General features: G+C 38.7%; 24 protein-coding genes, 2 pseudogenes and 1 riboswitch. Of the genes and pseudogenes, 16 read left to right on the top strand and 10 right to left on the bottom strand.

The window, feature by feature from the left end; all coding sequences use genetic code 11:
* Positions 1-219 precede the first annotated feature (219 nt).
* Positions 220-342 carry a hypothetical protein gene (locus ABD814_RS01420; protein ID WP_344909652.1) on the top strand — a complete coding sequence of 41 codons (123 nt, stop codon included), beginning with the start codon at positions 220-222 and terminating at the stop codon, positions 340-342.
* A 539-nt stretch (positions 343-881) separates the two neighbouring features.
* Here the strand turns inward: ABD814_RS01420 and ABD814_RS01415 are convergent.
* Entirely contained in the window at positions 882-3,047 is a 2,166-nt protein-coding gene (locus ABD814_RS01415; RefSeq protein WP_344909651.1) for an EAL domain-containing protein, read from the bottom strand.
* A gap of 337 nt (positions 3,048-3,384) precedes the next feature.
* Here ABD814_RS01415 and ABD814_RS01410 point away from each other — a divergent pair, with 337 nt between their 5' ends.
* The 3 genes from ABD814_RS01410 (at position 3,385) to ABD814_RS01400 (ending at position 4,855) form a co-directional block, all read left to right on the top strand.
* Positions 3,385-3,609, top strand: coding sequence for a hypothetical protein (locus ABD814_RS01410; protein ID WP_344909650.1), 225 nt, complete (start codon positions 3,385-3,387; stop codon positions 3,607-3,609).
* Positions 3,610-3,680: 71 nt separating this feature from the next.
* Complete coding sequence (locus tag ABD814_RS01405) at positions 3,681-4,007, top strand: hypothetical protein (protein WP_344909648.1); 327 nt, start codon at positions 3,681-3,683, stop codon at positions 4,005-4,007.
* A gap of 95 nt (positions 4,008-4,102) precedes the next feature.
* The gene (locus ABD814_RS01400; protein ID WP_344909647.1) at positions 4,103-4,855 is read left to right on the top strand and encodes a YecA family protein; all 753 of its coding nucleotides are present in this window, start codon (positions 4,103-4,105) and stop codon (positions 4,853-4,855) included.
* Positions 4,856-4,915: 60 nt separating this feature from the next.
* Here ABD814_RS01400 and ABD814_RS01395 read toward each other — a convergent pair whose 3' ends face one another.
* From ABD814_RS01395 to ABD814_RS01370, 6 genes are all read right to left on the bottom strand, one after another.
* A complete protein-coding gene (locus ABD814_RS01395) occupies positions 4,916-6,775 on the bottom strand; it encodes a beta-L-arabinofuranosidase domain-containing protein (protein ID WP_344909646.1) in 1,860 nt (619 codons plus the stop codon).
* A 214-nt stretch (positions 6,776-6,989) separates the two neighbouring features.
* A complete protein-coding gene (locus ABD814_RS01390) occupies positions 6,990-7,760 on the bottom strand; it encodes a hypothetical protein (protein WP_344909645.1) in 771 nt (256 codons plus the stop codon).
* A 323-nt stretch (positions 7,761-8,083) separates the two neighbouring features.
* Complete coding sequence (locus ABD814_RS01385) at positions 8,084-9,202, bottom strand: YcjF family protein (RefSeq protein WP_344909643.1); 1,119 nt, start codon at positions 9,200-9,202, stop codon at positions 8,084-8,086.
* 475 nt (positions 9,203-9,677) lie between these two features.
* Complete coding sequence (locus tag ABD814_RS01380) at positions 9,678-9,869, bottom strand: hypothetical protein (protein ID WP_344909642.1); 192 nt, start codon at positions 9,867-9,869, stop codon at positions 9,678-9,680.
* A gap of 101 nt (positions 9,870-9,970) precedes the next feature.
* Positions 9,971-10,270 carry a hypothetical protein gene (locus ABD814_RS01375; protein WP_344909641.1) on the bottom strand — a complete coding sequence of 100 codons (300 nt, stop codon included), beginning with the start codon at positions 10,268-10,270 and terminating at the stop codon, positions 9,971-9,973.
* 438 nt (positions 10,271-10,708) lie between these two features.
* Entirely contained in the window at positions 10,709-11,332 is a 624-nt protein-coding gene (locus tag ABD814_RS01370) for an RpnC/YadD family protein (RefSeq protein WP_344909639.1), read from the bottom strand.
* Between the two features lie 292 nt (positions 11,333-11,624).
* Here ABD814_RS01370 and ABD814_RS01365 point away from each other — a divergent pair, with 292 nt between their 5' ends.
* The 3 genes from ABD814_RS01365 (at position 11,625) to ABD814_RS01355 (ending at position 15,107) form a co-directional block, all read left to right on the top strand.
* On the top strand, positions 11,625-12,791 hold the full coding sequence (locus tag ABD814_RS01365; protein ID WP_344909638.1) for a nucleotide sugar dehydrogenase: 1,167 nt from the start codon (positions 11,625-11,627) through the stop codon (positions 12,789-12,791).
* Positions 12,792-13,554: 763 nt separating this feature from the next.
* A riboswitch (SAM riboswitch) is annotated at positions 13,555-13,660 on the top strand.
* Between the two features lie 106 nt (positions 13,661-13,766).
* Positions 13,767-14,864, top strand: a complete 1,098-nt coding sequence (locus ABD814_RS01360) for a 5-methyltetrahydropteroyltriglutamate--homocysteine S-methyltransferase (RefSeq protein ID WP_344909637.1) — start codon at positions 13,767-13,769, stop codon at positions 14,862-14,864.
* Between the two features lie 54 nt (positions 14,865-14,918).
* Positions 14,919-15,107: a 2-hydroxymuconate tautomerase gene (locus tag ABD814_RS01355; protein WP_344909635.1), complete on the top strand. Its 189-nt coding sequence runs from the start codon at positions 14,919-14,921 to the stop codon at positions 15,105-15,107.
* Between the two features lie 111 nt (positions 15,108-15,218).
* On the opposite strand, the gene ABD814_RS01350 is transcribed toward ABD814_RS01355, so the two are convergent.
* Positions 15,219-16,085, bottom strand: coding sequence for an Ltp family lipoprotein (locus ABD814_RS01350; RefSeq protein ID WP_344909634.1), 867 nt, complete (start codon positions 16,083-16,085; stop codon positions 15,219-15,221).
* A gap of 266 nt (positions 16,086-16,351) precedes the next feature.
* Here ABD814_RS01350 and ABD814_RS01345 point away from each other — a divergent pair, with 266 nt between their 5' ends.
* Positions 16,352-17,425 carry a GHMP family kinase ATP-binding protein gene (locus ABD814_RS01345; RefSeq protein ID WP_344909633.1) on the top strand — a complete coding sequence of 358 codons (1,074 nt, stop codon included), beginning with the start codon at positions 16,352-16,354 and terminating at the stop codon, positions 17,423-17,425.
* Positions 17,426-17,435: 10 nt separating this feature from the next.
* Positions 17,436-18,167, top strand: coding sequence for a nucleotidyltransferase family protein (locus ABD814_RS01340; protein ID WP_344909632.1), 732 nt, complete (start codon positions 17,436-17,438; stop codon positions 18,165-18,167).
* Between the two features lie 73 nt (positions 18,168-18,240).
* Here the strand turns inward: ABD814_RS01340 and ABD814_RS01335 are convergent, their stop codons facing one another.
* Entirely contained in the window at positions 18,241-19,884 is a 1,644-nt protein-coding gene (locus tag ABD814_RS01335) for an SWIM zinc finger family protein (protein ID WP_344909631.1), read from the bottom strand.
* Positions 19,885-20,926: 1,042 nt separating this feature from the next.
* Between ABD814_RS01335 and ABD814_RS01330 the strand changes: the two genes are divergently transcribed.
* A complete protein-coding gene (locus ABD814_RS01330) occupies positions 20,927-21,229 on the top strand; it encodes a type II toxin-antitoxin system RelB/DinJ family antitoxin (protein WP_344909629.1) in 303 nt (100 codons plus the stop codon).
* 26 nt (positions 21,230-21,255) lie between these two features.
* Positions 21,256-21,414, top strand: a pseudogene (locus tag ABD814_RS13285) (type II toxin-antitoxin system RelE/ParE family toxin); the annotation flags it as partial.
* A 301-nt stretch (positions 21,415-21,715) separates the two neighbouring features.
* Here ABD814_RS13285 and ABD814_RS01325 read toward each other — a convergent pair.
* Positions 21,716-21,901 (bottom strand): hypothetical protein, encoded by a 186-nt coding sequence (locus ABD814_RS01325; RefSeq protein ID WP_344909628.1) that lies wholly within the window; start codon positions 21,899-21,901, stop codon positions 21,716-21,718.
* A 92-nt stretch (positions 21,902-21,993) separates the two neighbouring features.
* Here ABD814_RS01325 and ABD814_RS01320 point away from each other — a divergent pair, with 92 nt between their 5' ends.
* From ABD814_RS01320 to ABD814_RS01300, 5 genes and pseudogenes are all read left to right on the top strand, one after another.
* Positions 21,994-23,361 (top strand): plasmid pRiA4b ORF-3 family protein, encoded by a 1,368-nt coding sequence (locus ABD814_RS01320; RefSeq protein WP_344909627.1) that lies wholly within the window; start codon positions 21,994-21,996, stop codon positions 23,359-23,361.
* Positions 23,362-23,673: 312 nt separating this feature from the next.
* Positions 23,674-24,108 carry a hypothetical protein gene (locus ABD814_RS01315; RefSeq protein WP_344909626.1) on the top strand — a complete coding sequence of 145 codons (435 nt, stop codon included), beginning with the start codon at positions 23,674-23,676 and terminating at the stop codon, positions 24,106-24,108.
* A 113-nt stretch (positions 24,109-24,221) separates the two neighbouring features.
* Positions 24,222-25,710 (top strand): annotated as a pseudogene (locus ABD814_RS01310) (amidase).
* Between the two features lie 198 nt (positions 25,711-25,908).
* The gene (locus tag ABD814_RS01305; protein ID WP_344909657.1) at positions 25,909-26,586 is read left to right on the top strand and encodes a uracil-DNA glycosylase; all 678 of its coding nucleotides are present in this window, start codon (positions 25,909-25,911) and stop codon (positions 26,584-26,586) included.
* A gap of 77 nt (positions 26,587-26,663) precedes the next feature.
* On the top strand, positions 26,664-26,930 hold the full coding sequence (locus ABD814_RS01300) for a phasin family protein (protein ID WP_344909625.1): 267 nt from the start codon (positions 26,664-26,666) through the stop codon (positions 26,928-26,930).
* Positions 26,931-26,940 lie beyond the last annotated feature (10 nt).

Here is a 26,940-nt window from a genome sequence, read left to right as displayed (position 1 = left end):
ATTGATTGGTTATTTTTAATTGATTTGATGCGGTTTATTCAGGTTTTATGATTGGGCTATGAATAATCTAGGGATTAATTATATTTTTAAACATAATTATCTTTGTGAAGTGATACATGATTTCAAAGAATTAGTTTTATCTACTGTAAATTAACACGCATATAAGCATTGATATTAGCTACTAATGAGGTTGAAAGATTAACAAAGGAGCTGATAAGAATGACTAATATTAAGCCAATTTCTTATTTTAGGAACTATACTGCGGGTTTGAACGAAGCAAGAGAAAATAGCCCTGGTAATTTGACTAGAAATGGCCGAGGGGAATTGCGATTATCAAACTAGAAGAACTTGATAAATTAAAAGCAACAATTAAATTACTTGAAGTTTTTAGTTATGTCAATAGTTGAATACTCTCATCAATCTGTAAAGGATTTAAAAGATACTCAGGGTAGAATTAAAGATAATTGGGAAGATGAGATCGCAAGTGAAATATTATAAAATATTTTTATTCAAATTGACACATTAGGATAGTTGCCTTTTTGGGGGTTAATCCCAACAAACTATCGCTTTATTTTTGTTGAGAGGAACTATATTTTTTACTACATTGATTCCGATAAAGTTCTAAAGGTAAGAATATTATACGAACACCGAGACTTTGTACATCAGCTATTTGAGCGTGATGTAAAATGTTTGGAGCGAAGTAGGATGTTTAAATAAATATTAATTGCCTAGTTTGTAACAGTAGGACCTTACTTCACTTGCGTTTAACATCGAAAAACACTCACCATTTGGTGGATGTGTTTTACTTTTGACCATTCATCAAAATAGTGTAATGAAACAGGGGATGCCAGTTTTAACTGAGTTCCCCTAAATAAATATCCTCATTTATTATTCCTTTCATTAAAAACTAGTTTTCTCAAGTAAAGTACGGGATCATCCTCAGTCATACTACTGTCTACAAATGATGGTTTTTCTCGTAACAGTGCTGATAGTTGGAATAGGGATGATGTGAGTTTTTCGCGTTTAGTTTCGCTGATGCTGAATTCGACTCCGTATTCGAAAATGTCTTTTTTGATTTCTCTGCTCCAAATGATTTTTCCTGTTAGGTTATAGTGTTCGTCGAGTAGTTGTAGGTCAAATCCGTAGACGATATCCTTGTTTCTTGGGAGGTTCAGGTAGCTAGCAAATTTGATGCTATCTGGACCGATGTCTTGGATTAAGATTTTCGTGTTTCGTTCTAGGGTTATTTCTTTTTCCTGGATTGAGAGTATTTTCATTTCAGCTAGTAATGCGTTTGTTAATTTCACGCGGAAGTATTTTCGTCGGTCTAAGCTTCTTGCTTCATTGTCATTGCTCGGTGTGGCGTATGTCATTTGAAACCATCTTAACATGTCTTGACTGGAAATCGAGGGGCTGAAGTAATAGCCTTGGGTTTCATCGGCTCCCATTTCTCGGATCAGGTCAAATTGTTCTTTTCGTTCGACACCTTCAACGATTGTTTTCACTTTTAGGCGGCTGCAAAGGTCGAGTAGCGAGTTAATGATAATTTGTTGTTTTTCGTTATTTTCTAAATCATCAATTGCTTGTCGGTCAATTTTAACAGTATTAAAGTTGTAGTGGACAAGGTCATAAATGGATGCAAAGCCATCTCCCATGTCATCAAGAGCTAAGCGGATACCAAGACTTTGAATCTTTTCGATTGTATTTATCAGCATTTCATCGTAATTGAGTTTTGTTTCTTCGGTTACTTCGATTTCTAATTGTTCAGGATCAACTTTATGCTTATTTAGTGTCTTCTTAATATAGTTATATAAGTTTGGCATTAAGAAGGTCTCTGGCGCCAAATTTATCGCCACTTTTGGATTTTGTACACCAGCGTCTTCCCATATCCTTAGTTGCTTGATTGCTTTGCCGATCACGAACGCGGTGATGTCTTCGCCTAAGCCCATGTTTTGTGCCAGTGGGATAAATTCATTAGGTGGGACGTTCCCCCAAATTGGATGTTTCCAGCGCAATAGTGCTTCAGCTCCGGTCACTTCTAATGTCTTCACATTAATTTGTGGTTGGTATTCTAAATAAAATTCGGCGTTTTGGATGCTTTGAAATAAGTCAGCTGTAAGTTGGGATTGTCTCAATAGATCAATGCTTTTGTCTTGAATGTAAAAACCTTTCCTTCCAGGTCCCAACTTGACAGCATCAGTTGTTGCAATTGTCGTGTGCTTGATTAAATCAACTACATTCTCACCATCATTTGGGTAGATTCCAATCCCGACATTTGCGGTTAGCTGAAATTTTTGTTGCCTAATTGCCATTGGTTCTTGGACGACTTCAATCAATTGTTTAGCAATTTCATGGATATTTTCACTTTTTTGAATGATCGCGTACCATCCGTCAGTATATGAGTGGAACAGGAAGCCTTTATCGAACATAAATTGATTGAGTCTTCTTGATGTTTCGAGTAAGATTTGCTCTGCTACCTCATGGCCAAGTGTCATTAAAATATTATCATACGTCGGAATAATAATTTTATATAGCGTGAATTTACGTTTCTTTTGTTTGTTTTCGTCGATTGTTTTCTGCAAAAATTTTCTTCCGTAAATGAGGTTAGGTAAGTTTGTGTATACGTCTTGATGATTCGGAATTTTATTGTTTTCCGGGTTGAAGATTTCTTTTCTTTCGGTGACGAATCCGGCAGCAAACTCTATGCGATTCTGTTCGTCTTCAATTGCAACGATTGTCGTATCAAACCAGATTGAGTCACCATTTGGTAGACCAATAAAATAGGAGTGAAAAAATTCCTGTTTTTCTTCAAATGTCTCTTGCATATATTTTAAGTCATGTGGAGCATTTTTTTCGATCAGACGGAATATTTCTTCTTTTGTTAATTTCTTGTTTGTGATCAATTCAAATTGTTTCATTAATTCGTTCGAAATAAAAATGAAGTCTTCACTTTTCATGTCCCAAAGCCAGACAGATAAATGAGCTTTATTAATAAACTGAGTTAGTGATGTCAATTTGAGTGAATAGGGTTTATTTAAACTAAGCATATTAAATGCCTCCTTGGAAATGAAAGGTATTAAAGCGCTTTCATTTATGATCTATTTAAAATTTCAAGAAATACAATCGATACTAATGCTCCGCTGTCCTCCTTAATAGACTTTTATGTATGTCATTTAACTCTAGATTACCATAATTGTTGTCATGATGGTAGAAATACTGTATATATATTGTCAAGGTTGCATTAAATTCATTTAAAATTCGAATTGTGAGAATTTTATATGAACGCCAAGCCTTTTTACATTAACTATTTGGAAGTGATTTAAAATCTAAAGTATCCGTGATAAAGCGATCTCAGACAAATAATTTCAAAAGATAGGTGTTTATATGTCAAAACGAAAAAAACATAAAGATCAAGAAAAAGAAGCAAGTTTGTGGGAAGAAAGTGATGAAACATTTGCTTATATTGCTGGTTACACTTCAGGAGGTGTCCCTTACGGTGTTACCTGGGAAGAATGGGATGAATTATATGATGAAGGTTATCCCGGGGGAAATATCCATCATAAAGATACAAATAGACTAGCTATTGCTGACAAAGATCTTCCGTTTTAATGATAATCTTTATTTATACATAAAAATGGAAGTTAAAAGAGTTTAAATGATTAGAGAAGGAATTGTTGATTTTGTTTTCAAGATCGACGTATTTTAGAGAAATGTATTATAGGGGGAAAATTGAGCGTGCGGAAACGGTGGATGTTGAAATGGGTGCTGAACTGAATGCGACTCTGTCTGACGAGCAGCTATCGGTCATTCAAGAGCTGCTGATCGATACAGACTGGAAGAAAACCAAAGAGGATCTTTCTACAACAGAGTATATGTTGTTTGATGATAATTTGTTGGTTGGTATTTTGGATGTGAGAGATAGAGAGTTGACGATTGGGATTGGGCAGAATCAATTTTTACTTGAGGATGTTGAGGTTGATATTTATTCTGTTATATTTGGTGAGTGATAATGTTTACCATTAAAGAAGGGTGCGCGTTGTTATTTAAGGTTGGGTTGGTGAGTTTTTGCCTAAGAATCTTTATATTTTGGAGGTGTGAGGCTATGGAGTTGTTGCGGGAGTATGTTGGTGCGCTGGTGAATTTGTATGGGATGTTTCATAAGGAGAAGTTGTTGGAAATTTATAATGAGCAGAATGAGGAACAGATCTCGATGGGTGATATAGAGGCGTTGATGGTGGATGAGTCTGTGATGGTGCCTGGGACGTTTGCTTATCCGTATGGGGATTATTTTGCGCATGAGGTTATTGCGATGTATGATGAGTTTGATGAGTGGTTTAGGAAAAAAGGTGATAAGCCTTATTATGTACCGAATAAGGCAGAACTTTTAAGATATGTAGACGATTTTTATTTTGAGAAATCAAAGGCTTATCGGAATTTGTACAGTTATGTTGGAGAAAACTTCATATCGAATAATACTGAAGAATTGAAGGATGTATGTGAGCAAGTATTTGATAATTGTCATTTAAATTTTGATCTGCAATACACGTTGAATGATTTAGTAAGAATGGGTGTGAAATTTTCAAGTGAAAAGCAGATGAAAGAAGTGGTTGATCTTATTATAGATCTTTCGAACAATGTACGTTTATGGGAGAATAATGGCCATACGCCTAATGAGATTGCACTGGTATTTGGCAGACCGAATTTAAGTCCGGTGATAGAAGGTTCGTCTGTTGCTCGTGGAGAAAATGTGATTGATTTTGCTGAACGGAAAAAGCAGAATGTTGGTAGGAATGATCCATGTCCATGCGGAAGTGAAAAGAAGTATAAGAAGTGTTGTTTGGGAAAAGATTTGTGAATAGATAAAGGTGTTAGTGAGATTAGATAAACTCACTAACACCTTTTTAATCGATCGACATTATTTTTTTATCGTAAAGTAAACTTGATATGGGTCATACCCAATATCTCTGATCCGGCTAAATTGAATGCCTGGGTCTTGATTTGTTGTCTTGAAGAAATAGCGCCAGCTACCCCATTCACGTTCATTTTCTTGAACGAGTTCTTCGGTTGGATCGTCGCTTTCCAGATGAAGAATGCGTTCGTGTTCACAGATGCCAGCTAATACGTCTGGGCCGAAGCGGAAAGCGCCGGTGTTTTCGTCATCTGGTAAGGGAATAAAACGCAGTCCGATTGGGAAGGTGATGCTGACTTTATCGCCATTAGACCATTCTTGGGTGAGTTTGTAGAAAGATTGGCTGTCAGTTGTTTTACCAACGAGCTCGTCATTGACATAGATACTTGCTTCTGACATGATCCACTCAGGAATTCTGAGTGCGAGTGTAAATGTTTTTGCCTGATCAAGGTTGATTGTAAAATCATATTTCTTAAAGTCAGGTGTATTTTCATAGGTTGATGTCGTGTCACTTAACTTTTGTTGACCGGCGATCGTTGAAGACGTCAACATACTGCCGTTCATAAAGTCTTGTGTTTGGTTAATGATTAGTGCGTCGCCGCCAAACGTCGTTTCTAGCTCTGAATGGAAATATTGAGAGACATAGATTTCGTCTTGATTTTGATAATAAATGCCTCGATTTAGTTTGGCATTTGCTTGAACCATTGTGCCGTGGCAACAGAAGAAGCTATTTGTTTCTGAACTCCATTCTTTATGCAGGCCGGCCTTCATCGGCAGGAAATAAGTGAGTAAACCTGTCCAAGGGTGATTCTTTTCCGTCCCTGCCACGTGATAGGACTGATGATAGGCTTGTGCCATAATCCCGTTGTAAAGATTGTACTCAATATATTGACCGTAGGATGGATCTTTTGTTTGCTGGAATAGGAAATCAGCCAGGCGAATCATATTATACACCGTACAAAATTCTTGGTTTTTATCGCCGAGGCGCGCCTTGATTTTCATTTTTGGCATCCAAACCTCACCAGACGTATTGCCCCCAGTTGCCAGCGTCCCGCGTTCGGTCACAGCACATGCCCAGTAAGCATGGACAATATCAAGCCATCTTTGTTCACCCGTCACCTCATAAGCGCGCGCACAACCCAGCACTTCAGGAATCGTCGTATTTGCATGCATATTCGTTAGTGGATCTTTCCCTTCTAATAGCGGTTTAAATAGCCTTTGACGATAATATTTTTCTAACAAAAACTCATACTTCTTATTTTGAGTGATAGCAAGTAAATCTGCCCATACCTCAAGCATCCCGCCTGTTTCAACATCTAAAATATCGTCAAATTGTTTTCTTGTGAAACTTTCACTCCACTCCACAAACCAATCGGCAAACTGATCGGCGATCTCAAGTGCTTGGTGATTGTCAGTATAGGTATACATGTCAACCAAGCCCATGAATAGCTTGTGTAGGTTGTACTGTGGTGCCCAAATCTGTTTGCCTTTAGCAATCAAATGTAAGTACTTCTCAGGAATCGGCCCGATCCACTGACCGCCATTATCTTTTTGGCATTCAGCGAGTTCTTTAATGATTTGGTCTGCCTTGACCTTAAGCTCAAGGTCTCCCGACTGATCGTATTCGAGTGCAGCAGCAGATAGCCAGTGACCTAGAAAATGGCCGCGAATCTGACAAACTGGTGTCTCCCAACCTCCATGTGCATCTCTCGGAATCTCACGGCCGTGGAATCGCCCCGCTTCCACGCGGTAATTAAATAGTAGATTATCATTTGTTAAGCTCATTAAATAGTTACGATTCGTTTCTTCACGACGTTTTAAGTCGCCGTCACGAACGATGACGTTTTTACCTTTTAAAACTTTCATTTATCGTGTCCTCCCTATATAAGTGTATACGCTTACAACAATTATGAGCAAAGTTGGAGTGGAAATCAACCGGGGGAAGGATAGGTTTAGTGGGATGATGTATGAATGATGAAATGGCGCTCTGATTGCCTTTTATTGTTTATTTTATGCAGATAAATAGAAGGAGCGATAAATACATGATCATTCGTATTTATCGCTCTGGTTAATTTACAAATTAATAATTTTCTAGAAATTCATCCAGATTACCCATCACATATTCAATCGTCAGTTGGTCTGGTGCGATCACTTGATAGCCACTGTTTTGATAGGCTAGTAACATGCGGTCTTCAAAATCGTTTGGTAATTCGAAAGTAGAGTCGATATCTAATAAGATTTCCATTACGTAGGTGTTTGTATCAAAATCAGCCGCTAAGATGTTTTGGGCATACAACATCGGTACTGCTTTTTGAACAAAATAGATGAATTGTCCTCTTGTTTGGTGCCAGACAAAATCATCTGCGGGCATAATTTCGATTTCGATATCTTCAAATACTTCCTTTGGGTCAGCGGTTTCGTCGGCGACTGTATTTTCTCGGACATCTTGGTTTAATAATTTATTATATTCTTCCTCTGATATGTAACTGACAGTACCGTCGATATCTTGAAGGATGATGTGGCCTTCTGGTAATTCGCCTAGTTCGGCAATCTGTTCTTCATATGTTGCGACGTTACTTTCAGTGGAGGATGGATTTTCTATTTGATCTAACTCATTTTTTTCTGTGATCTTTCTCTCAACATTTTGGTATGCTTCATCTGCATGGTATGCTTTGCTGTTGGATTGTGAGTTTGATTGAATTAAGACGATGATTAGAATCACTAAGACAGTGACAGTAGCAAAAATCAATCCGCGTTGTTTGTTAGAAAAAGTTTGTTTCTTTTGATCATCAATCTTGTCATTCGCATGATCAGGTGCCTTATTTAAATGATGATTACTTTTTTCTCTCATAATCTTCCCCTCGGTGTATAGTGTTTATTCTTATAGTATAGCAGATTTTTTCTAAAAATATGGACTTAACGGTTTTACTGTTTATTAGCAAATGCTAGTCAAAAAAAGAAGAGCCTGCTGAAACCAGGATCTTCTTAATAGAAAATTACTACTCTATCGCAAATATTTATTTTATGCGCGAACGCGTGTAAAAATAGGATTTCGCGTGTAAATCGAGAATATCGCGTGCAAATTTGAATTATCGCGTGTAAATTTCAAAATTCGCGTGCAAATTAAGAATATCGCGTATAAACCAAATAACACCACTAAACTTCTAGTTCATTTCACTGTTTCGATGTTTTCAGCTCTTTTTCAAATTGTTCTTTGACCATTTTGGCGATGTCTTGATGGGTGAGTTCGTTTAGATCGTCGACTTCACTGAGTTTTTCACATACTTTAATATAGGCGAAGGCGAGTGTTGTCGTTAGTGTTGATGCGACGGTTCCGCTGATCAGGCCTCCTGCGACGGTACCGACGCCTGGTATGAATTTCAAAATGTTGCTGACGAGTGATTTACCGATCAGTGTCGCGGTTCCGGTTCCAGCTATCGCCGAGATGATCGTTTGGATCAGGGCTCTGGAGTTTGGGAAGCCGAATATATTTGTGATTTTTGCGATTAGTGTCATTTGCATTCCTGATAGAACGATCGCGTCTGAAAATGGGATTGGTGTGAAACCGACGCCGAATGAGCTGGCGATAAACCCCATTGACCACTTTTTTGCTTCGTTCACCTTGAGTGTGATATCAGATTTTTGGGCGTTGACGAATGCTTTTCTAGTAGCTTCTGGGAGCACGTCAAATGTGAGCTGGACGAGTGTGTTTAGCCCATATGCAGGTACGTCGAAATTGCCGATGATTTGTTTGGGTTCGGCTAATAGTTTGACGATGTTGACAACGGGTAAATTGAGATTGTCTAAGTACTTTGAAAAGCTTTCGTCATCACTAATTGATTGCGTTAGGACAAGGATGACGGGCATTTTTTCTGAGAAAAGTTTGATCCATTCGATTTCTTCTCGTTCGATTCTGCCTGATTCGTAGGCAATGCAGTACCACATCAAGTGAATGTGGTCACTGACGTCATTGCTTCTTGAGCGATTTTCGATTTCGGCTAATATTTCTGAGCGGATCTCTTCTCTAGCGATATCTTCAAGTTCGAGTCCTTTCGTATCAAAAAGATTTACCGGTACAGAGGCTTTCTCGATTTTTTTAAGGTGTTTTGTGATCGGTTGTCCTGTCCCTGTTTCGGCAAGTTTTTCTCTAAAAATGGCGTTGATCAAAGTGCTTTTTCCAACGCCTGTTTTTCCAGCAATCATTATATTTGGTTTGATCATTTGATTAAAATCAGATTCCAATTCTTCAATTAAATTTTCAAGTGAGAAATCTTTTTTCTTTTTTATATCCATGGTGTAGCCTCCGATCTATTGTGATGAGTGTCTCTATTAGTTGAGTTTACCACTTTTAGTTTGTTATTAAACTTAACGAAAGTATAATGACGGTCATTATATAGATTAAAGGATCTCTGCAAGGTATTAGGTTATCGAGGAGTGATCGTGAAATAGTGTTTGGTATGTTTAGTGCACAAAAGTAAAATTAAAAAAGTAGTGTTCATTATTAATTTAACAGGAACTACAGTAATGATTAACGAAAGATTACGGTAGTTCCTGTATTTTAGTTGAGACGTTCGGATTCTTGTGACAAATCGCATATAACATAACTAATTCTTAATTATTCATCGTTTATTGAAAAAAAGTAGTGATGATTAAATTAATTCCTTTTTTTACATGTTTGCACTCGCTTAAAAAGTTAGCTGCGGCCATCCCCCGCGGAACGCGAAGTATTTTCAGATGACGACCTGTAATATGATTAATTCGGGCTAATTCAGATGCAATGTTTTTGTAATTTTTTAACATCGTGAATCTCTAGGTTTGTAACTTCAGCAATAAAGTTTAAATCAATATTTTTTTTCAACATGTTAAGAGCAACTTTTCTATAGCCAATTTCTTCGCCTATTTCTTTTCCTTTCTCTTCATAATAAATTGCTATTTCAATTATCTTCTCATCTTCTAGCAATTTATTGGGCTCATTCATAAGAAAGTCATTCCTTTCTATTTGTTCTATAATTTAATGTAGTTATTTCAGTCTACAAATCTTCTTAATTCTAAAGTCATCCTTTATTTATTCGTTATTTTTTTTATGACTTCAATATCTAGATGAGTGACTTCAGATATAATATCTAAATCAATTTCTCTATTTAACATTGCAATTACAATTTCCTTTGTTACAATCTTTCTCTCCGTAACCTTTCCTTGTTCAAAACCAATTTCTATACCAATAGCTTTTCCTATTTCCATTCCAATTTCTATACCAATATCTTTGCCAATCTTTTTTCCGATCTTTTTCCCTTTCTCTTCATAAGATATTGGCAATTGTAAAACCATCTCAGCTTCCGATAAAATATTAAATTCTTCCATAAAAATTCTCCTTAATTCTTATTTAAATAAATATTAGATACGAAGACCAATAGTTGCTAATGAGTATGATAATTTAGTTGTTAGTTTAAGAGAAGGTAATTGAATTAATCAGCCAGATTAGCAATCGACTTTTTTAAATAACCCCTTTTTTTATTGTGTCTATGTCAGTTCTTGCTTTAATTTCTTAAGTTCCTCAATATCTAGGTGTGTAACTTCTGCAATTAGATTCAGATCCAGTTCTTTTTTGAGCATTTCAATCGCCACTTCTTGTTTGCCGATTTCTTTCCCAATCTATTTCCCGATTTCTTTCCCTTTCTCTTCGTATGAAACGGTCAGTTCGAAAATCTTGTCTGCTTCTGGCAATTTGTCTACTTCGTTCATTAATTGTTCCTCCTCTTCAGCTGTTAGCTTTAAATAAGATTCAAAAAATCCGTATAGTCATTTTTGTTTGGCGGGGTTTAGTTGCATTCGGGTAATCATTCGTAAAAATTCCTTTTTAACTTCGATTCGTTCTTCATCCTTATATCCCATCTCACTTAGTAATGCCGCAGCAATTGGATTGTCTGAGTGAATATAGTCACGCCAGTTTTGTTTTCGTAGGTGTAAAGTTAAATAATTAAATGTGAGTACGTGGAAAAAGTCGAAATCTATTGTATACTGGCTTTCCTCTGGTTGTTGGTCAAGATTGAAAACGGCAATTGGAATAATTGGTTTTTTGTACTTGTTGAACAGCATACTAAAATAATGGTACATGCGTTTATTAAAGTCGGGTTGTCGATAGCTTTGAGGTTCGATATGCACAATAATCACAACGTCGGAATTTTTTAGCTTTGTTTCAATCACAAGATCGAGCCTTCTTGTATCACCATCTAACATATTCGTATAGACTTCTTCGGATAATGGTTTGATTTTTCGAAAGTCAATTTCCTTGTGAACGTCCGGGAAAAAGACTTCGAGAAATTCTTCAAAAAAAGTGCCGATTAACTCTTTGTACAGTTGATCATGTTTTGTGTGGGTCGATTCTTGGGATTTTTCTTTGATGAGTAGTGGCGTGGTTGCCATTGGATCACATCCTTGTAGGTTATGATGTGGGGTCTGGTTGAAGGTTCTAGCTATAATATAGCATGGTTTTGTAGCAGGGGCAATTGGTAAAGTATCTATGAAAATGGTGAATTGATTTAATGTTTCATAGACTTATAAGTAGGATTAGTTGTGCTAGTCTTAACAATGTGAATATGTTAAAATATAGTTCATTAGCTAAAGATAGGCTACCATTTTGTAGTGTTACTGAATGTTCATCAACGTTTGTTGGGTGAATTTTTCACACAAAAAATAAGAAAGTGAAGGTGTACATATGAAAATTGCAGTTGCGGGGACGGGTTATGTTGGTTTGTCGAATGCGGTTTTGCTTGCGCAGAATCATCAGGTGTTTGCGCTTGATGTGATTGCGGAGAAGGTTGAGTTGATTAATCAGCGGGTTTCTCCGATTGGTGATGCTGAGATTGAGCGTTTTTTTGCGGAGAAGGAGTTGGATTTGACGGCGACGTTGAGTCCGGAAGAGGCGTATCGGGGTGCGGAGTATGTTGTGATTTCGACGCCGACGAATTACGATGAGGAGAAGCATTTTTTTGATACGAGTTCGGTTGAAGCAGTGATTGAGGACGTCCTTGAGATTAATCCGGGGGCGACGATGATTATTAAGTCGACGGTTCCTGTTGGGTATACGTTGGAGATTCGCGAGAAGTATGGTGTTGATAATATTATTTTCTCTCCTGAGTTTTTGCGTGAGGGGCAGGCGCTTTATGATAATCTTTATCCATCGCGGATTATTTTGGGTGAGGATTCAGAGCGTGCGCGTCGGTTTGCTGATCTGCTTGTTGAGGGGGCGGAGAAAGAAGATATTGATGTGTTGTTTACCGATTCGACTGAGGCGGAAGCGATTAAGTTGTTTGCGAATACGTATCTTGGTTTACGTGTGGCGTTCTTTAATGAGTTGGATACTTATGCGGAAGTGCGTGGGTTAAATACGAAGCAGATTATTGAGGGTGTTGGTCTAGATCCGCGGATTGGTTCGCATTATAATAATCCGTCGTTTGGTTATGGTGGGTATTGCTTGCCGAAGGATACGAAGCAGTTGCTGGCAAATTACGAGGATGTGCCGAACAATATTATTCGGGCGATTGTGGATTCAAATAGTACGCGGAAGGATCATATTGCGGATAGTGTGTTAGCAAGTAATCCGAAAGTTGTTGGAATTTACCGTTTGACGATGAAGACGGGTTCGGATAATTTTAGAGCGTCGGCGATTCAGGGTGTGATGAAGCGGATTAAGGGCAAAGGTGTCGAGGTTGTTGTTTATGAGCCTGTCCTAGAGGAAGATGATTTTTATAATTCGCGTGTGGTGAAGGATCTTGATGAGTTTAAGCAGGTTGCAGATGTGATTGTTGCGAATCGACTGACTGATGAGCTTAAAGATGTGAAGGATAAAGTTTATACGCGGGATTTATTTAGTCGAGATTAATTTGAAGAGTTAGGGCACCTTGTCGGTAGTGTGATGGGGTGCTTTTTTTATTTGGTAAGGCTGTGGTGGTTGTCAGTTTGGAGATTTGGAGTTAATCGTTAGATATCCGCTTTTGAATCTGGTTGATCTCTAATGAATAGGTGCTAATCGTCAGAAATCCGTCTTTGAATCTGGTTGATCTCTAATGAATAGGAGCTAATCGTCAGAAATCCGTCTTTGAATCTGGTTGATCTCTAACGAATAGGAGCTAATCGTCAGAAATCCGTCTTTGAATTTGGTTGATCTCTAACGAATAGGGGTTAATCGTCAGAAATCCGTCTTTGAATCAGGTTGATTTCTAACGAATAGGAGCTAATCGTCAGAAATCCGTCTTTGAAACTGGTTGATTTCTAACGAATAGGAGCTAATCGTCAGAAATCCGTCTTTGAATCTGGTTGATTTCTAACGAATAGGAGCTAATCGTCAGAAATCCGTTTTTGAATCTGGTTGATTTCTAACGAATAGGAGCTAATCGTCAGAAATCCGTCTTTGAATCTGGTTGATCTCTAACGAATAGGTGCTAATCGTGTCCTCACTCGTGTGAAGTCTATAAACAGGTAACGGTTAGGTGGTTGGACATATTGGGATTGAGTAGGTGGAGGAATTATTAGTGTCTATTTTCTGAATTTTTTTAAAAAGGCTTGCTATTTTCACGTGAGTGGCATAAGATAATAATAATTTAACCTGCGCAGGTTAAGGTTAGTTAAAATTTTATCATAAATATTTCTTATCGAGAGAGGCGGAGGGATTGGCCCTGTGATGTCTCAGCAACCACCTTTTTAAAAGGAACGGTGCTAATTCCAGATAGGCGTGTGCCTTGAAGATAAGAAGGATGTCTCTTTACAGGTAAAGACTTTCTTCTTAGAAGGTCTTTTTTATATTTGTGGGGAGAGTTTTTTATTAATCAATTAAAAATTAAGAAGGTAGGGATTAGTTGTGACGGTTAAAGCGCCATTTCATGCGGATCATGTTGGGAGTTTGTTGCGGCCTGAGCGGTTAAAAAAGGCTCGGCGGGATTATCAGGCGGGGAAAATTGAGTTGGCTGAGTTGAAGCAGGTTGAGCTTGAGGAAGTGAAGCGGGTTGTTGATAAGCAGATTGAGGTTGGGTTGGATGTTGTGACGGATGGTGAGTTTCGTCGGGATTGGTGGCATATTGATTTTCTGGAAAATTTGAATGGTTTTGAGGGGTATGTTCCTGATCATGGTTATTTTTTTGAGGGTGTTGAAACGGAGCCTTATGATGTTCGTAATATAGGAAAAATTTCGTTTAATCCGGATCATCCGTTTATTGATGATTTTAAGGTGTTGAATCAGATTGTTGATGGTCGGGCGGTTGCTAAACAAACGATTCCAAGTCCGAATCAACTGTTCCATGTTGATATTATTAATAATGAAATTTATCCAGACTATGAATCTTATGCGAAAGATATTATTCAGGCGTACCGGGATGCGATTCAAGCTTTTTACGATGCAGGTGTTCGCTATTTACAAATTGACGATGTTTATTTAGCCGTGCTTACTTCGCCAGAGATTGATTTTGATAGTGGACCTTACAAGCGTGATTATTTAATTGAATTAGCTGTTCGAGTAATTAATGAGATTCTGGTTGATAAGCCTGAAGATTTACAAGTGACGACACATATTTGTCGTGGCAATTACCAGTCGACGTATGCATTTTCGGGGAGTTATCAGCTGATTGCGCCGACTGTATTTGCTAAGGAAAAGGTTGATGGCTTTTTCTTGGAGTATGATGATGAGCGGTCTGGTGATTTTGAACCGTTAGCTCATATTCCAAACGGTGGGGCGAAAGTGGTGCTTGGTTTAGTGACGTCAAAAAACGGTGAACTTGAGGATCCTGAGTTAATCAAAGCGCGGATCAATGAAGCGGCGAAGTATGTGCCGTTAGATCAACTGTGTTTGAGTCCACAGTGTGGTTTTGCTTCGACGCATCATGGGAATATTTTGACTGAGGATGATCAGTGGAACAAGCTTGAACATATTGTTAAGATTGCTAAAGAGGTGTGGGGGAATTAAGCTCTGTGACCTGAATTGTAACTATCATTAACGGAAAAAAAGGAGTAAATCGTAATGCCATATGTGACAATAAAAATGTTAGCAGGCCGCACTGATGAACAAAAGCGTGCTTGCGTTGAAAAAGTAACCGATGCAGTTGTTGAAACGACTGGAGCTTCTCGTGAAAAGGTCGTTGTCTTTTTGGAGGATATGGAAAAATCCGAGTATGCGGTTGGTGGCGTTCTTTTCAGCGATCAAGCATAACTATTTTAAGCAAAATAAGGCCAGACCTGAGCGATCGCCATTCAATCGAGTGCTCAAGGTCTGGCTTTTTTCTGGGTAAAACTCAGGTGAATTTTTCACGAAAAAAACATATTAATCTAAGTGATCAATTGCGTATTGTGCTTCTTGTTCGGTGAATTGGTCGCCATATTCTGAGGTCAGTTGGTCTTTGATCGCGTCGTTGGACATGTTCATCATTTCTTGGTAGACTTTGGCTGATTTTAGGGCGTTTTCGTTCCAGTCTGCTTTGATGTTGTCGATCGCGTATTGTGCTTCTTGCTCGGTAAATTGGTCGCCGTAGTCTGAGATCAGTTGGTCGTAGATGTTGGCTTTCGACATGTGCATGATGTCGGAGTATGTTTCGGCTGATTTGAGTGCGTTTTTGTTCCAGTCTGTTTCGATTTGATCGACGGCATATTGTGCTTCTTGCTCGGTAAACTGGTCGCCGTAGTCTGAAACTAATTGGTCATAGACGCCTGCTTTTGACATGTTCATGTGGTCGACATAGGCTTCCGCTGATTTGAGTGCATTTTCATTCCAGTCTGCTTCGAGGTTGTCGATCGCATATTGGGCAACATCTTCAGGGAACTGATCACCATATTCTGATGTGAGTTGTTCATAGATACCGATTTTAGACATATGCATGACGTCAGCATAAATCTCGGCAGAGTTTAGGGCGGCTCTGTATTCGCTCGGCACATCGTCATCGTCATCATCATCGTCAGCTTCTGGACTTGACGTCTCAGTTTCTTCAGTTGTAGTGACTTCTTCAGCAACTGAATCCTCCTGTTCATCATCAAGAATCGGTTCAATATCTTCGTCTAGTATATCCTCATCGATTTCCTCAATTTCGGGTTCTTCTTCAATTGTGGTATGATCAGCTTCCTCACATCCAACAGCAATTCCTAACACCAAAATCAATAAACTATAAAAAAATGATTTCATTAATTTGCGCTTCATCTGATTACTCCTTCTTATCATCATTCTTGATATTATAGACCTAAGTATTAAGTTCGTCAAAAGCAAAATCGACAGTAATTTCACAATCACGAACGACAATTTGTTATAATAAAAAAGATCAACTAGAAATCTAGCAAATGAGGTCATAATTTCATGGAGAATCTATTAAATAAGTTCATAGAGTTGTATGGTGAGCAAAAACGAAGCAGGTGAAGTAACCGCTTCGAATCTGCCCTTTAGGTGCACACGTTGATCATCAGGATGGTGTGGTAACTGGGATGGCGCTTGATTCAAATGTCGAGATGGTTTTTGCACCGACGGATGATGGTTATATTCGGGTGCGGAGTATGGATTTCCTAGATGTCGAGTATTTCCATATTGATTCTGTACCAGATATGCTTCCTAGTTTTTGGGGAAATTATTTGCGTGGTGCGGTGTTGTCGTTGAAGCGGGATCATCGAATCCGGAAAGGCTTCCAGGCAGTCATTAGTGGCAAGCTTCCGATCGGCGGCTTGAGTTCATCGGCTGCGGTAACGACGGCATATTTGATGGCACTTGCAGAGGTTAATCACCTAGAGATTCCAAAACGTGAATTTGTTTTTTACAGCCACTGGGTTGAAACAGAATTTATCGGACTCAAGAATGGCATTTTAGATCAATCAGCTAATATTTTGAGTGAAGATAATCAGTTGCTCGTGATGGATTGTCAAACGAGTGAGCATCACCTTGTCGAAAAATCTACGCAGATGCCTGATTTTGAAGTGCTCGTCGTCTACTCAGGTGTCACAAAAGCATTGATCGGAACGGATGACAATAATCGCGTCGATGAATGTAAAGTTGCCGGCTGGATTATTGAAGAATTAGCTGGCAAAAAGCGTCAGGCTCTAGAAGACGTTAAGCTCCGTGATATTCCAGAAGCACTCTATCAAAAATATCGTGATCAAGTTCCTGGCAAATTTCAGAAAAGAGCCGACCATTATTATACCGAACAACAGCGTGTTCATGCCGGAATCGATGCTTGGCGCAATGGAGACCTCGAGACATTCGGTCAACTGATGTTCGAATCTGGTGCAAGCTCGATCCACCAATATGAATCAGGTTGCCCTGAATTGATCACAATCTACAATATTCTTAAAGAAACAACAGGTGTCTACGGTGCACGCTTTAGTGGTGCAGGTTATCGCGGTTGCTGTGTCGGCTTGATTGACCCAGCATATAAAGCAGAGATTAAAGCAAAAATTGATGCAACATATCCTGTAGCACACCCCGACTATCAAGATATTTATAAAGTGTATTTCTGCCAAACAAGTGACGGCGCGCGAATCGAAAATACATACTGAGGTGAAGCAAATGAAAGTCATTATTTTAGCGGCGGGTTATGCCACCCGTCTTTATCCAATCACAAAAAACAAAGCCAAACCACTCCTAGAAGTTGGTGGCAAAACAATCCTGAATCACATTATGGAGAAAGTCGAAAAAGTAACCGAGATCAACGAAGTCTTCATCGTTACAAACGAAAAATTCACCCCAGCTTTTACTGAATGGGCTGAAAATTATCAAGGCGACAAGCCGATTGTAGTCATTAATGACCAAACAACAACAAATGACAATCGATTAGGTGCGATCGCTGATATGCAGTACGTAATTGAAACAGAAAAAATTGATGAGGACATTATGGTACTAGCAGGCGATAATCTATTTGAATTTGAGTTGACCGAGTTCGTTGAATTTTATCAACAAATGAACGCGGATTGCATCACAGCACACGAACTAGATGATATCGAAGATTTAAAACAAACAGGCGTCGTTTTTCTAAGTGAAGACAATCGCGTCATGTTGTTTGAAGAAAAACCAAACCAACCGAAATCAAATTATGCTGTCCCACCATTTTATATTTACCAGAGAAAAACACTACCATTAATTAAGCAGTACTTGCTTGAAAGTCACAATCCAGATGCACCAGGAAATTTCGTACCGTGGTTAATTAACCAGCGAATAGTTTACGCCTACCTGTTCGAAGGCATGCGCCACGATATCGGGACAATTGACAGTTATCATAAAGTACAGGAATTATTTAAGTAAAATTTAATCGTAATCGATCGATTAAAATAGAAAGAACTGGCCCTGGCCAGTTCTTTTTGCTGATCATTAATAATTAGCTAATCCGAATCTTACTCAATTCATCTAAAAAAGCCGGTTTTCTGTGATAGCGCTGTTCAAGTTCTTTAATGATTTTCGCAGTGTTTTCATGGTCGGTGGCTTTGTTAAATGTTCTAATGATCTTACAAACGCCACGGTATTCTTTGCGATTTGAAGAATGCTCTGCAATTGAACGAATGGAGTGAATAAATATTTCCTTCACTTGTTCAGGGTATTCCGTCATCAGATCGGGATAGAGTTCGCTAACCATAGACGGGTTATTTTTACAGAATGTTAACAGCTTGTCTGTCAGATTTTCTGCTTTTAAGATTTGTAAGTAGACGTGATTTCGGTATCCCGTTTGATCGATATTTTCAGTTATATAGTCGAGCACGGCAGGCCACTGATCTTTTTCGTGCAATTTTTTTAGTTTGCCAAAATAATCATAGTCGCCTGCTAATAAGAGTGACATCCCTAACGATTTCTGATTTTCGAGATCGTTTAACTGTTCATATGCTTGATAGCGGTAGTTTTTCCATCTAGAAACTAGACCGGCGTAATCATGGTCTAACTTCTCACCATCCACACACAACTCCAATGCTTGTTGATAATCTTTTTGTTCAAAGTGTTGTAAAATAATCTGTTCTCTAATTTCTGGAATCGCAATGTTTTCTGCTAAAAATCTCTGGGTCTGCTCATCTGAATCGTATTTTTTAATTAGCTCAGCTTGGAGGAGCTTGATTTCTTTAAGTAGATATCTGTTAGGCTTAGCTTCATTCGAAAGTTTTTCAAGCTCGTTTTCTAATAAAGTTCGGCAGTCTGCTACATCGCAAAGTGGCAAGCAAATTTTGAGTAGTGCTAATTGCCAGTCGCTCCAGCCTTGATATCTTTCATGTTGGGAAGCTTTCACCAGTAGTTGAACAATCTCTAGTTTTTCTTTAGTGGAAAGATGGGCGGTCGTTTGAGCTGTTGCGTAAGCCATATTTTCGATTGCTTGATCAATCACACCACCGATTGCCCCACCTGAATCATCACAATAGCCAATCAGATCGGTCATTTCTGCTAAAATCATTTCGCCGAGGAGGATAATGGTTTTGGTTTCATCGCTGTCAAGGTAGTTCAGCATTTTTTCGAGCACAAGTTCAGCGCCATAGACAGCGTCCCAGGCGTCATTATATGAGACAAATCCGTTATCTGTTGCTGATTCGATATATTCCTTAATTAGCGCTCTTGATGCAAAAATTTCATCTTCTTTTGGTCCAAAGTTTAATCGTAATTCTAGCTCTAATTCTGGATTTTTATTAGTCTGATCAATTAAAAAATCAATTAATTTTTGTTTGGGGAGTTTTTGTAATAAATCTTTTAGTTCAGGTTCTTCTACGGATTCGATTGTGTTTTGGTCACGTAATTCAAAGAAAACGGCGACTTCATGCTTGCAAATGTCACCAAAGTCATAAGGGCAAGTACAGGCTGAAGCAATGATGTTGTTTGCTTGATCAAGTTTCACTTTAACGGTGTATTTTTTTGAGCCGCTGACTGTTGCTTTGTAATCACCATTTTTTGTTTGATTAATTTGTTTGACATATTTATTTAGATAATAATGCTCGCCACGATAGACAATCAGGTCACCAATATATTCTTCAAAATTATTGAGATTCAATTTTTACCCTCCTGTTTATTTCTTAATTCCTCAACTTTCGCAGCAAAATCTTTAGTCTGTCATTAGATTTATTAAGGTTGGCATTGCTTTTAAGTATAGTACTTGACTTAACGACTTAATTGTGGACAAAACACGAATCATTTTGTTGGTGCTAGACGCGTGATTTCCACTCTAGGCGGACGCTTTCAGGCCTACAGGATGTAGGTCATGCAGGCGTTGTCACAGGACGTGACGGTTTTAGCCGGCCTTCCTTTAATCGGCCTCAACTTTTATTGCTCCACTACCGTGTCGCAATAAGGATTTTCGGACTCGATCTTTTCCCGCTGGACAAGGAAGGCTTCGACAGCGATGCATCGCACGTAGAAAATCGCCCTTTATTTTCAAGGAGTCGCCGCCTGCCGTTCCAATCACTTAGTCTGGCTTTCTTACTTACGTATCGCTCTGATAACTTATTCGTCAAGATTCGTGTTTTGATTATGATTTGTGTCCTATCAAAATCGATCCAGTCTACTTACTTTTTATTTTCTGACGAGATAAACTTATTTTAAAAGTAAGGAGAGCTAATCAGAGTGGAGATAAGCAACTGGTGAGACTTCTGCGGGAATAGGACAAGGAAAAGCTTCGTCAGCGATACATCGCACGAAGGAAATCAGTCTTTATTTCCGAGGATGAGCTGAAGATCCACTTTTGTAGCGTACTTTGCTACAAAAGTTAGCTGAAGCCATCCCCGCGAAAAGCGAACCAGTTGCTTTTCGGAACGAATAAATGCTCAAAATATCGATCTGCGATTAAATTTTCCATGTGTATAAGTAAAAGTCAATATGGATAATGAACAATGCGTCTTTCCTAATGCATCAAGGGTTATTTGCTTATTTTCATCTGCGAAAGTTGAGTTAATTCTATTATTACTTCTATTGAGAATAATAACAAGGAAGAGGATGAAATTAAATGATGAAAAGCAATATTCGTAGAACGAAAAGCATATCATTGTATTTCGAATTGACATACAATTGTGTATGATGTTATTTAGGGGATGTTAATCATGTCAAGGACGTCTAATATCACGGTACGGATTGAGCCAGAAGTGAAGCGACAAGCTGAGGAAGTATTAGGACAACTTGGTATTCCAATGTCGAATGCGGTGGGATTATTTTTAAGACAAGTGATTTATCAGCAGGGCATTCCATTTGATGTAAAGCTTACAGAAAATAAGCTATTACGGATTGAGAAACTTGATCAGCAACAGTTTAACTTAGAAATTGAAAAAGGGTTTAAAGATTTGACTGAAGGTCGATTTTCCACAGCGGATCGAGTTGCTGAAAAAATAGAACAGGGTTATGAATAATGAGTCGTTAAGAAGTTGTTTATACTGTTGAAGTAGAAAAGGATTTACGTAATATATACGAATATATTGCTTTTCAATTATTAAATCCAGTAGCGGCAAAAAATCAAACGAACCGAATCATGAGCGCAGTTAAAAGGTTAAATTTAATGTTTATGAGATATAAAGTATATGATAAAGAGCCATGAGAGAGTATTGGCTTACGTATACTACTAGTTTTTAATATGTTTACGCTTATTTTAGCACAAATCAAATATTTGAGCATAGCCTCTTGTGGTCTCTGAGCATTTCATACAATATATTGATAAGTAATCGATGAGTTTCTCTACCACACTATATATAGTCAGCAGTTTCATTGAATATTATAATGATGTTACTAACAAGCCTTTCATTCTCCTATTCAATGTAGTCGATTTGGTTTTGTTCGCAAAAATCGATTGTAATTTGTTTGTATTTTAGTGTTCGATTGATTGTAACAAAGTGTCTCCATCATCTGGTATTTGTTAATTTCATAGCGAAGGGAGGTTGGATAAATTGATCACTATTTTTAACGATTTGATAGGCAAGCTCGGCTTCTTCTTGTTGCCAATCCAATAAATGATCGTCCGTTTCTCCTTCATCTGCTAGAAACAATGCCTCACGTGCAATGATCCCTTCTGAGTTTGTTTCTTGCATTGTTGAAAGATCGATCAATTACGCACTTTACGAATCGCAACGTTTATTATATTATTGCTTTTATAAAAGATAATGACAAGGGTGTGACACAAATGGATGAAAAAAATTATGGAACTGAGCGACAATTGTCCCTAGATGATTTATTTGATGCTCCAGAAGCATTTGGAACGGGTCAATCTGAAAATAATAAGCAACAATCATTTACATTTGGATCAAATAAGAAAACGTTCCCAATTGAATTGGTTAGGGATTTTGATAAATTTATGAGCTATATTCAAAGCCATCCAATTCAGATTACGAAAAAAAGAGGCTATCTTTCAAGCAAACATTTGCCTTTTATCAATCAGCAATTATCGGTACAAGCAAAGGATACAACAAACTATTCTCAGCAGGAGTATTACCCATACATTCACTTTTTCTATCAACTTGCAACTAGTGCACACCTGATTAAAAAAGAATTAACTAGGAATCACTTAACCTTAACTGATAGATGGTCTCTTTATCAAAAACTTTCGGAAGCCGAGAAATACTGTTTTCTATTAGAGACATTTTGGGTCGATTTAGATTGGTCTATTCTTTCAGATCATGTTTACAGTTCGATCGATTTTGTCTTTCCAGAGATGTTAGAAAAAATATCGGTTGAATGCAATGAAGATATGTTAGAAATTGCGAATGATTCGTTACTGTTCAACCTTCTTGAAAAGTGGAGTAATTTTATCTTATATTTTGAGTGGTTCGGTTTATGGGTTTGTAAAAAGGATTACCAAAGGGTGGAACTATATGGTAAAAAGTTAGTCTTTTTTGCTGAAAAGATCAAACTAACTACATTTGCGGTAAAAGTGCTATCTATCTTGTTGGAACAGAGAGATTTATACAAGTGGAATATCCCGTTGCGACGTCGAATGTTTGGGGAGATCAACCCAATTCCAGGTGCGCCACTTCATAATGAAGAAGCAGTTGAAAAAGAGCAGTCTCTGTTTAATGTTGCTTTGATTAAGCTGTTTCCAAGTGGTGGTGTAAAAACAACACTTCCTAGAATGGAGCGTAAATTTGTGAGTGGACGTCATACGTTTAAGGTATCTTTAAATCAATCGACTTGGCGAACAGTTGTCTTATCAGGAGATAACACGATGGATGATCTTCATCATATCATCATTAAAGCTTATCAGTTTGATGATGATCACCTGTATTCCTTTTTTATGGATGGGCAAAAATGGTCTGAAGATAGTATTGTGTCACCGCTGGATTACTCCAGTCAATCGATTGCAACTGAAGTAATGATTGGCTCTGTTGGTATGCACGTGGGACAGCAGTTTATGTATTTATATGATTATGGTGATGAATGGACTTTTAACGTGACAGTTATGGGCATTGAAGAAGGCGAAACTAAACCTATTAAACCGTATATTAGTGCAGAGAAAGGTAAAGCTCCTGAGCAGTACTATTATTATGATGATTAAAATAGTCATAGCCAAAGTAGATTATTTTTTTTCATGTCTTATGCTCATTCGAGCGTAAACTATTATTATCTGTGACAACTTCATACGATATATTGATTATTTTCCGATAAAATTCACCTTGATACTATATATAGTGCCTTCATTTGATAAAAGGAAGAAATTATGTTATAATACAATAGCGGGACATTATACTCTGCCTAACATTAACTTAATATTTTAAATGATTTGATCAATCTCATTTTTAATTGGTAGCGCATTTTAAAAATGGGATTTTTAAATATTATTGTGGTTTGAGGAGGTGTTGTGTCGACTATGAGTAAAAATTATAATCATCGAATTGAACAAAAGTTTGTCGTTAAACATTTTATCGATCAGCTTCGTGAAACGCTTGAAAATGAAGCGCTGGAATTATTTATTCAAAATGAAGAGGAGCAAGATCAGGAAGTTGATGCAGAGGATTTAGATCAAAATGCGTTATCAGTTTTATTTTCGAATCAGGATGCAACTGAGCTATTAATGCAGGCAATGCGTCAGATAGCGATCGGGGATTATCTAGAGACGGTCAAAGACAAAAGGTTTCCTGATAAAAGTGAGCGGAGAGTTTTTGTTAAAACGATCGCGGATCAATTGTTAGCTGTCAGTGTGAGGTTGGAGTCTGATCTGACGCATGTTTTTGTTGAAGTGAGCGGTTTTGAGGAGTCGGACGTGGCAGAGGCTGACTTTCCTTTTAAGAAAGTGAAATCATAATGAATCAAAGCACCTTCGATTGGGTGCTTTTTTTGGTAGATTGTGTTTAAAATGTTTTTTTAACTTCTAGCTTTCTGCTATACTGTTAAAAAGCAATCAAGGAGGCAATTGTGATGGATTTGAAGACATATCAATCGATGGACGCGGTTGGATTGGCTGAATTGGTTAGAAAAAAAGAGGTTTCGCCGCGTGAGTTGGCTGACCTTGCGTTTAATAGACTGGAAGAAGTGAATCCTAAATTAAATGCGATTGCACGGACAAGACGAGAGCGTGCATATCAAGAGATTGATCAATTAATAGATCGTGGGCAACCATTTTTCGGTGTACCACTATTTTTAAAAGATATTTCCCAAGCACTTGAGGGGGAGGTTTTGAGTTCGGGATCAAAGCTGTTGACGAATCACGTTGCAACTCGAGATTCGAATTTCGTTGCCCGTCTGAAGGAAGCCGGTTTTATTATGCTCGGTCATACGACAACGCCTGAATTCGGTCTGAAAAATATTACTGAAGCTGAAGTTTATGGCCCGACTCGGAATCCGTGGAATCTGAAGCATTCACCAGGTGGTTCAAGTGGTGGTGCAGCTGCACTTGTGGCAAGCGGTGTTGTCCCTGTCGCAGGTGCGAGTGATGGTGGTGGTTCGATTCGAATTCCGGCCGGTTTTTCTGGGCTGTTTGGACTGAAGCCGACGCGTGGCCGGACGCCGGTTGGTCCGAGTGCGTGGCGGAATTGGCAAGGGGCATCGATTGATTTTGTGCTTAGCCGTTCGGTTCGCGATAGCGCCGCATTACTTGACGCCCTTCAAGTTATTCAGCCTGAAGCGGCATATCAGACACCGTTATATTGATGGCAGTTATTTTGATTTAACGAAAAATTCTCCGACGAAAAAATTGCGGGTCGCTTATACGACTGCATCCCCTGTTCGGACGTCGGTGAGTGATGCAGCAAAGCAGTCTGTTGCGAAAATGGTTGAGTGGCTCGAGCGACAAGGGCATGAGGTTATTGAACAAGAGGCACCCGTCAATGGGGTCGAGTTAATGAAGGCTTATTATATGATGAATAGTGGTGAAATGAATCAAGTTGTGACCCAGTTGAGCCGTAGCTTAGGTCGTGATCTGACGCCGGATGATATTGAAATCATCACATGGGTGTTGAATGAGGCTGGCAAAAATGTTTCGGCTGCTGCCTATAGTGAAAGTTTGGCCGGTTGGGATTTTGCGGCTGCTCAAATGGCTGAGTTTCATCGTGAATATGATCTGTATTTAACGCCGACAAATGCGCATCCAGCTCCGAAAATTGGTGAGTTGTTGCCGAGTGCGGAAATGCATGAGCAATTGTTAAAGGTGGATCATTTACGACAAGCTGAGCAACAAAAACTTGTCTATGATATGTTTTTACCGAGCTTAACTTATACACCGTTTACGCAACTAGCGAACTTAACGGGTCAACCGGCAATGAGTGTGCCAACGTTTATAACGAGGGAAGGCTTGCCGATGGGTGTTCAATTTGTCGCTGGCAAAGGGTGCGAGGATCAGCTGATTGCGCTCGCAAGTCAAATTGAACAATCTGAATTATGGAAACAAAAAGTGGTCACGGATATTTGATTGATTAAACAGTGGATGTGTGCGAAAATTTTCGTTTGCGTGCGAACGCACAGTGGATGCGTGCGAAAAAATCAAATTGCGTGCGATCGCACAGTGGATGCGTGCGAAATTCCTGATTTGCGTGCGATCGCACGCAAACAGGCGGAGAACTGGCAGCTACCGGTTCTCATTTACTATCGAGAGGATGTGATTCAAAACATGAAACAATTGCTGACAAATGATTGGGAGCCAATTTTAGCCGCTGAATTCGAACAGCCTTATTTTGTTCGGTTAGGTGAGTTTTTAACGAAAGAGTATGCAGAAAAGGTGATTTATCCGGCTCAGGCGGATGTTTTTAATGCGTTGAATTACACGTCGTTTGCCGATGTGAAGGTTGTGATTTTGGGTCAGGATCCGTATCATGGACCGAATCAGGCGCATGGGTTGAGTTTTTCGGTGCAACCGGGGGTGAAGATTCCGCCTTCATTGCGTAATATTTACAAAGAGTTGGCGGATGATTTAGGTGTGACGACTCCGGATCATGGCAATTTGATTAAGTGGGCTGAGCAAGGTGTGCTGTTGTTGAATAATGTCTTAACGGTGCGTGCGGGTGAGGCACATTCGCATCAGGGTGTTGGTTGGGAGCTTTTCACGGAGCGGGTGATTGAGTGTCTAAATGAGAAGCCTGATCCGGTTGTTTATTTTCTTTGGGGAGCGGCGGCGCAGAAGAAGGCGCGTTTGATCGATACGGAGAAGCATTTTCTGATTAAGTCGGCACATCCGAGCCCGTTATCGGCGTATCGTGGCTTTTTTGGCAGTAAGCCGTTTTCACAGGCGAACGAATTTTTACAAGGGGCAGGTCGTGATCCAATTGATTGGGAACTTTCGCCACTTTAATTGTTTAGTTTTGTGTAGAGTGGGAATATAATTAAGATGAAGGAGTTTTTAAAAATTTAAGGAGCTGATCAAAAGTGATGAGTACGTTCAAAAAAGGTGTTGCGCTTGGTTTAGGTTTGGCTGCGGCTGGGTTTGAAAAGGCAGAGCAAGTGATTGATGAGCTAGTTAAAAAAGGTGAAATGACACGTGATGAAGCGAAGGAAGTTATGAAGACATACCAAACGAAGGGCGAGTCCGTCCAGCGAAGTATCTTAACAGACTTAAACTTCGCCACTCAAGATGATATTGCTCGCTTAGAAGCACGCATCGATGGGTTAGAGCAACAACTGAATCGTGAGGAATAAGTTTTTCTGA

This window comes from Amphibacillus indicireducens (assembly GCF_039539605.1).
Classification (GTDB): domain Bacteria; phylum Bacillota; class Bacilli; order Bacillales; family Amphibacillaceae; genus Amphibacillus; species Amphibacillus indicireducens.
Note: the sequence above shows the minus strand (reverse complement) of the source record. Positions and strands in the feature narration are given on the sequence as shown.

Coding starts and splice junctions, on each gene's coding strand:
- ABD814_RS01390 (WP_344909645.1), bottom strand. CDS start 7,760: ATGAGAGAAAAAAGTAATCATCATTTAAATAAGGCACCTGATCATGCG.
- ABD814_RS01325 (WP_344909628.1), bottom strand. CDS start 21,901: ATGCAAGAAACAAACTCAGAAGGGATCATTGCACGTGAGGCATTGTTT.
- ABD814_RS01400 (WP_344909647.1), top strand. CDS start 4,103: ATGGAGTTGTTGCGGGAGTATGTTGGTGCGCTGGTGAATTTGTATGGG.
- ABD814_RS01385 (WP_344909643.1), bottom strand. CDS start 9,202: ATGGATATAAAAAAGAAAAAAGATTTCTCACTTGAAAATTTAATTGAA.
- ABD814_RS01300 (WP_344909625.1), top strand. CDS start 26,664: ATGAGTACGTTCAAAAAAGGTGTTGCGCTTGGTTTAGGTTTGGCTGCG.
- ABD814_RS01330 (WP_344909629.1), top strand. CDS start 20,927: ATGTCAAGGACGTCTAATATCACGGTACGGATTGAGCCAGAAGTGAAG.
- ABD814_RS01410 (WP_344909650.1), top strand. CDS start 3,385: ATGTCAAAACGAAAAAAACATAAAGATCAAGAAAAAGAAGCAAGTTTG.
- ABD814_RS01315 (WP_344909626.1), top strand. CDS start 23,674: ATGAGTAAAAATTATAATCATCGAATTGAACAAAAGTTTGTCGTTAAA.
- ABD814_RS01340 (WP_344909632.1), top strand. CDS start 17,436: ATGAAAGTCATTATTTTAGCGGCGGGTTATGCCACCCGTCTTTATCCA.
- ABD814_RS01415 (WP_344909651.1), bottom strand. CDS start 3,047: ATGCTTAGTTTAAATAAACCCTATTCACTCAAATTGACATCACTAACT.
- ABD814_RS01370 (WP_344909639.1), bottom strand. CDS start 11,332: ATGGCAACCACGCCACTACTCATCAAAGAAAAATCCCAAGAATCGACC.
- ABD814_RS01305 (WP_344909657.1), top strand. CDS start 25,909: ATGAAACAATTGCTGACAAATGATTGGGAGCCAATTTTAGCCGCTGAA.
- ABD814_RS01350 (WP_344909634.1), bottom strand. CDS start 16,085: ATGAAGCGCAAATTAATGAAATCATTTTTTTATAGTTTATTGATTTTG.
- ABD814_RS01355 (WP_344909635.1), top strand. CDS start 14,919: ATGCCATATGTGACAATAAAAATGTTAGCAGGCCGCACTGATGAACAA.
- ABD814_RS01365 (WP_344909638.1), top strand. CDS start 11,625: ATGAAAATTGCAGTTGCGGGGACGGGTTATGTTGGTTTGTCGAATGCG.
- ABD814_RS01420 (WP_344909652.1), top strand. CDS start 220: ATGACTAATATTAAGCCAATTTCTTATTTTAGGAACTATACTGCGGGT.
- ABD814_RS01320 (WP_344909627.1), top strand. CDS start 21,994: ATGGATGAAAAAAATTATGGAACTGAGCGACAATTGTCCCTAGATGAT.
- ABD814_RS01375 (WP_344909641.1), bottom strand. CDS start 10,270: ATGGAAGAATTTAATATTTTATCGGAAGCTGAGATGGTTTTACAATTG.
- ABD814_RS01395 (WP_344909646.1), bottom strand. CDS start 6,775: ATGAAAGTTTTAAAAGGTAAAAACGTCATCGTTCGTGACGGCGACTTA.